Genomic DNA, 6,475 nt, shown 5'->3' with positions numbered 1-6,475 from the left:
CCGTCACACCGTCTCTCCAGTGGGTCCGCACAACCTCAGCTGCGCCGGTGAAGGGGTATTTACGGATTAGGTCTGTCAGCCGCAACCCCCATTTTGAAAAAACTTCAAAATAATTCGGGAGGTTTCTGAAACTTAACAAAAACAATATGTTAAGTTAACTTTTCCGCTGAAATGTCTGATTTGCCGATACAGAACACAGCAGCACCGAGCCCAAACCAAAGGCAAGGTCTGGATTCGGTGGGATTGCGGAGCTTCGGAGGGGAGTGTCTTCTTGTTCACGGACAGAGCCCTAACCGATCGCACTCAGCCCCACATGGTTTCAGCCTGAACAAACTCCGATGTAGAGATCTCGGACCACCTGACGCGACGTTCCCAGCCCGCCCGATTGTGTTTTTCACACAACCTATCAGAGTGGTTCCATACAGCTGCGACGCGTGACCGGCGTTACAGGGACTTCAGGGAGGATGGTATGGAATTTGACTATGTCATTGTAGGAGGAGGCTCTGCCGGGTCAGTTCTGGCGAACCGTCTGAGTGCGAACCCACGCATAAAAGTGTGTCTTCTGGAAGCCGGGGGATCAGGCGATAGCATTCTTGTGCGTATGCCAGCGGGGGTTGTCGCGATGCTGCCGGGACGCCCCAAGATCAACAATTGGGCCTTCGAAACGGTTCCACAACCCGGTTTGAACGGGCGCAAAGGATACCAGCCGCGCGGCAAGGCGCTCGGAGGATCCAGCGCGATCAATGCAATGCTGTATATTCGAGGGCAACGCCAGGATTATGACGGTTGGGCCAGCCAGGGTTGCACGGGTTGGGATTGGGACAGCGTTCTGCCTTACTTCAAAAGGGCTGAAAACAATGAACGCGGATCGGATGACGATCACGGAGGTGATGGTCCACTACAGGTTTCGGATCAAAAGGCAGAGCGCCCGATGTCGCGCGCCTTTGTCGAAGCGGCAACCCAATTGCAGCATCGGGAAACGCATGACTTCAACAGAGGCGACAATGAAGGGGCAGGCCTGTATCAGGTGACCCAGTTTCATGACACCGCCCGCAATGGCGAGCGATGCTCGGCCGCGGCGGCCTATTTGTTTCCGGTCATGAAGCGCGCGAACCTGAGTGTGATCACGGGCGCTTTTGCTCAGCGCGTCACCTTCAACGAACGGCGCGCAAACGGCGTGGTGTATCGCAAGAATGGAAAGGGCCCGGACATCTCGGTCACAGCCCGGCGCGAAGTCATACTATGCGGAGGCGCATTCAAGTCGCCGCAACTTTTGATGCTGTCGGGGATCGGCGACCCGAACACCCTGACCGCGCATGGGATCGATACGGTACATGCGCTACCTGGTGTTGGTCAGAACCTACAGGACCACTTGGATTTCATACTATCGTATAAAACCAGGGATACCGACAATTTCGGTATCGGGCTCACAGGAACTGCGAACCTGCTGCGCCATATTTGGCGTTGGCGGCAAAGCGGAAAGTCCATGGCCGCGACTCCTTTTGCCGAGGGCGCTGCCTTTCTGAAAACAAACCCCGATCTAGATCGACCAGATATCCAATTGCATTTTACCATCGCGCTGGTCGATGACCACGCTCGCAAATTGCATATGGGATACGGGTACAGTTGCCATGTCTGCAAGTTGCGACCCGAGAGCCGAGGAACAGTGACGCTTGGCAGCGCTGATCCGATGGCGGTGCCAGCGATCGATCCGCGATTTCTGTCCGACGCCCGAGATCTGGATACGCTGATCAAAGGCGCGCGCATGACCCGCGAGATCATGGAGGCCCCAGCGCTTGGCACGTACAAACATCGTGAGATGTTCGGGACCGAGACGGCGCAGACGGATGCCGACTGGGAACAACACATTCGCGCGCGGGCGGATACGATCTATCACCCAGTCGGCACCTGCAAAATGGGTACTGATGAAATGGCGGTTGTTGATCCGGCACTGCGCGTACGCGGCGTCAGCGGGTTACGCGTTGTCGATGCATCGGTGATGCCCACTCTGGTTTCGGGAAACACAAATGCCCCTACAATCATGATCGCGGAAAAGGCTGCCGATATGATCCTTGAGGATCAAGAAAACTCAACCGCACCTTAGAAGTTTCGACGATCAAAGTGGCCTATTTGGCCGTGCCTTTCTTGGCCTTGGGCTGACTATAAAGGTCCCAAACCTCATCGACCGTCACCATGTTGAATGGCGGTTTGCGCAGCCACGGCTTGTCTTCCCGGAAATGGCCGATCCCGGCAACGATGCCGCTGTTCAAAATCACTGGGTCTGGTGTTCTGCGATGTGTCATCCCGCGACGCGCGGTTACAAATGCCGTTGCCGAATCCCACGAGAAATACAGCTTGAGAACATTCAAAACATCGCGGCCCGGCGTCCGATCAAGGCGTTCGACCACATCTTTGGTTTTGGTGTCTTCAACATGCGCGATATAGTCGTCTTCGGACATCAGGAACATGTCGCGTAGTTCCGGAATAAGCGCACGGATGCGGCTTGAATGAGCAGCCCAGCCCCAACCTTGAAAACGCGTGAAATTCGGGTCGTGCTCGGGTTCGACCCCAAAATGATGGCCATAAACCGAATAGACGTTTGGGTTGTTCTTCACTTCGTCCAGAACGGCATCGAAAGCATCAATCGCGCCTTCTACCGGGAAGCAATCATCCTCAAGAACCAGAACACGGCTATAGCGAAGGCTCATCCAATCCAGCGAGTCCAGCATCAGCTTTTCTATGCCAACATGTGATCGCAGTGCATGAATTTCGGCAACGTCATAAGATTCTGCGATTTTAAGCGTTTCTTTGTTCACGCCGTCAAACTCACCGCGCCCCTGGGTGCCGTCGATCCAGACATGAACATCTGAAAGCCGACCCTGCAGCTTCAGGCTTTCAAGCACAGTTTGCAGATGTTTGGGCCGGTTATAGCCGATGACCATGATACCGGTCTTGCCCTGCTGCTCTACCGCTGCCACCTCTGGTGTCACGGGGGTGGCACCGCCCACATTGAGAAACCGGGGTGCCTGATGAAACACCGATGTTGTCCACCCCTCGGCGCTGACCGGACCTAAACCGGAAAAGTCGATCCGGCGATATCCGGCATCCTCAAGCATTTGCAAGGCCTGGCTGTAATAGGCCTGCTCGGCATCATCAAAGATGATGATCCCGTCTTTTTGCAGATACCGAAGCGCAGCCCAGGTTGACAAATTGCGTGCCATTCCATCGATGATCGCTACATCGAACGTGTCTTTTGGGTACTCCAGAATGTGCAGGCCGTAGGCTTGAAACGGTGTGTTCAATTGTCCCGTCAGGAAGGCGTTGTTACTTCGCTCAGGGTCCTGGAATGCGGGGGCTGCAGACAAATGCTCGGACGCCGTCTCGGAAAGGGCGGCGTTTTCCTCGACCACGTGCAATTCAGCTTTGCGGTCCAGTTGCTTTCTGAGATGTGCAATAAACCGAGGGTCGTGATCAACGCTGACAATACGGTTGACCCGCTTTGACCAGAACACCGTCGACTGCCCGCCACCATATTCGAACAGGCTGACATCTGACTTGATCTCTTTTTCCAAGAACTCAAGCGCGGGATAGGTGTAACGCGGAATAGGCTCGCCCATGCGCACCGACATCTTCCGCGTTGCGCTTTCGATCCATCCGCTTTTTCGAAGATACCCTTTGCGTAAACCCGCTTCCAATTCGGCCAAGGTTTTACCTTCGAAATAGACAGGAACCGCAGGTGTATCGCTCATTACTTTTTCCTTATGGCGCCCGACAAAACCGCTTTTGCAGTGTCTGCGCACCACGTATTCGGCAGGGTGTAACCCAATTCATTCGGTTACTTGTCAACGACGAAAACGTCAAATTTGCGCAGCGGGATTTCCCTTTTCCTTAAAATTCTCAAGGATGAAAAAACTCGCCTGAACACATTCCCTTTTCGCGACAAGACGATCCCGTGATCATTGGATGTTGACGGTATTCCCGAAAAGTACTTGTCGGCTGGAAGTGTCTTTCCCAGCGCACAGAGCAAGTAGACCTTAAGCTTGAAAACCGCATTTCGTTTTTTCAACTCGCAGGTTTCCGGCAAAAGCCCGTCTTCCACGCTGGTTGCACTATGCAATCTTAGATAAGTGGTGCGCCCAAGTGGCATGGCACCACCAACTATGGTTTTCCAACTCAACGGAAAGCGCGAAAACAGTGATCCACGGAAGACAACAGCACCTTCGCTGTTAAAAATCCGCCTCGTTGTGCCGAAATTGTCCAGATAGTCATGCCTGAGCGCCATCGAGATCGTGTTTCTGGGAATGCCTTCTGGCAACGAGTCAGCAAATCGTCCCTTGGTCCAAGCGGCGTTTATGGTGTCACGCATTTTGGAATAGTTGACATCGACACCAGATTGGCAACGCGGCAAAAGTGTTTTTTCGTACCAGTCCATTTGCGACCGGAACTCGTCAAAGTCGGTCACACCCAAGTTTTTGAACGCAAATCTTGGTTTTTGACCTTCGCGTCCGGCGGCCAGCTCGTCAACGATCGCGCTATTGTTCTCTGCCCCGGGGAAGCAAAAGTCCATAACCTTGCTCAATGTTGCTTTTGGGTCGAGCAACAAAGCTTCCTGCGACACCGGAAGAATTCGGTCGGGATGGCGATCCAGGCTTTCAATGGCTGCTTCGTTCATGACGCGCCAATACATCAACTGTTTGACCGCATAAGATGCTGCATGAAAAACGGAAGGATCAAGAAGGGCCTGAGACGGAAACCTGCGCGTATCCGAAGGATGGTATTCATCGCCGAAGAAACTGAACATCGGCAACACAGAGTTCACCACCGAACAGGGTTCGCGAAAAATGAAAACGAATTTTGCATTTGGCCAGCGCTTCAGAAAGTGATCGATCCGTCCATTGGCCTTGATGAATTTCACCAAAAAAGGTGTGTCATCCAGCGTCAAATCCGAGATGAACCGGTCAAGCGCCTCATGCTCGGCGCCTTTCAGGAACAATGGGGTTTGCGTGTGCGCATACATGCCCGGTACAGAGAGTTCGTCTGTGGTCGTAAACGCAGTGTCCAGATCATCTTGTTTGACACCCCACAAAAAGGGCTCGTACCGTATCTGGTGATCCTGCTGCATCGATTGATAAGCTTTGTGAAGGTAGTGGAACAAAGCGGTCGTGCCTGATCGTCCCACGCCGAAAATTACTACGCTGTTCGCCGATGCGTCCACGCCGTCACCTTTCACATTCATGCTTTTAGATGCACTCTGATCTCTCATTGCGACAATTGCTCCGCTTCTTCAATCGCCTTTTTCAAGTCGTTGCGTCGCTCCAATTCTCCTTGAAACCAATTGTAGGTTTTTGAGAAAGGATAAAGCTTTTGCGCGATTGACCGTCGTTCAAGGTAGCGCATCAAATGATTTTCGTCTGAGTATCCATAGGGCTCTACACTTGCAAGCCTTCTGTCCAGCGCGCGATAGGTAGCGCCGTTAAGATACGCGACGGCATTGAATTTCCAATCGGATAGGGGCGACGTGGTATCCAGAGGTTGATGCAGCAACCAGTCTCGGCGCGTGTATTGCGCCTGATGAGAAAACGCCATGCCCGTCGACATCAGGGCTTTGTGCGGCATGATCTTGTCTGATCCCATGGTGCAAGTATGCCCATAGACAATATCCGCATATCCAAGACATGACTTCACATCTTCGACCGCTTGATCATCAAAGAACGCATCGCCCGAGTTCATGAACACCACATATTCGCGGCTGCTCATTCGAGCTCCTTTGTTCATGGCGTCAAATATGCCGTTGTCGCGCTCTGACACGTGAATGTTGATGCGATCTTGGTTCTTTTTGATAAGTTCAACAGATCCGTCTGTTGATCCACCATCGACAACCACAAATTCAAAATTCTGGTCGGATTGACTGGCCACCGATTCAATGGTGCGCAACAGCCCGTTTCTGTTGTTGTAATTGATCGTCACCACGGAAAGCGATCTGTCTTGCTCACTTAACTCATCTGACGCAGCCACTTTGTCTCGAATACTCTGAGACAACAAACTACTTAACGCGGCTTCTCGCGCTAAGGAATCCGTGCTGGTGTGAAATAGAAACTGGCAGATATCCAGCGACTCTGAAGGGTCACGACAAACACGCCAGCCATGAACCAGGAAATCGTGAAGCGCATGCGAAGGCTTGGTTTTCCATTTGGAATCATAGGCTTTGAGATCAAAATACGCGTTTGGGTTCGACTTGGACGAGGCACCAGCTTTCATCCACCGATCAAGGATATCGGCCCGCCCGACTGCCCCGGGAATTCCCATTTTTTGCGCAACAAATTCATGGTCGAAATGTGCTGTATCCAGATAGAATGCTCGAAGCTCTTCAGGACCGGGTTCGTCAAAAGGGTTTTGCAACGTCATTAAGTCTGCCTTGTTCAATCCCGTGCAACTTCGATTGCCACGACCTGGTCACCCGGTATGCGGCGTCTAC

4 protein-coding genes are annotated in these 6,475 nt (G+C 52.7%); 1 reads left to right on the top strand and 3 read right to left on the bottom strand.

Annotation, left to right across the window (positions count from 1 at the left end; genetic code table 11):
- The first annotated feature begins 469 nt into the window (after positions 1-469).
- Entirely contained in the window at positions 470-2,104 is a 1,635-nt protein-coding gene (locus GOV38_RS21835) for a GMC family oxidoreductase (RefSeq protein ID WP_171210322.1), read from the top strand.
- Between the two features lie 22 nt (positions 2,105-2,126).
- Here the strand turns inward: GOV38_RS21835 and GOV38_RS21830 are convergent, their stop codons facing one another.
- The 3 genes from GOV38_RS21830 to GOV38_RS21820 all read right to left on the bottom strand — a co-directional run bounded on the left by GOV38_RS21830 (position 2,127) and on the right by GOV38_RS21820 (position 6,423).
- Positions 2,127-3,749, bottom strand: coding sequence for a hypothetical protein (locus GOV38_RS21830; protein WP_171210321.1), 1,623 nt, complete (start codon positions 3,747-3,749; stop codon positions 2,127-2,129).
- Between the two features lie 86 nt (positions 3,750-3,835).
- Positions 3,836-5,236, bottom strand: coding sequence for a sulfotransferase (locus tag GOV38_RS21825; RefSeq protein ID WP_254430679.1), 1,401 nt, complete (start codon positions 5,234-5,236; stop codon positions 3,836-3,838).
- 23 nt (positions 5,237-5,259) lie between these two features.
- The gene (locus GOV38_RS21820; protein WP_171210319.1) at positions 5,260-6,423 is read right to left on the bottom strand and encodes a glycosyltransferase; all 1,164 of its coding nucleotides are present in this window, start codon (positions 6,421-6,423) and stop codon (positions 5,260-5,262) included.
- Between the last annotated feature and the right edge of the window lie 52 nt (positions 6,424-6,475).

Source organism: Ruegeria sp. HKCCA5839, assembly GCF_013035585.1.
In the GTDB taxonomy this organism is placed as follows: Bacteria; Pseudomonadota; Alphaproteobacteria; order Rhodobacterales; family Rhodobacteraceae; genus Ruegeria.
Note: the sequence above shows the minus strand (reverse complement) of the source record. Positions and strands in the feature narration are given on the sequence as shown.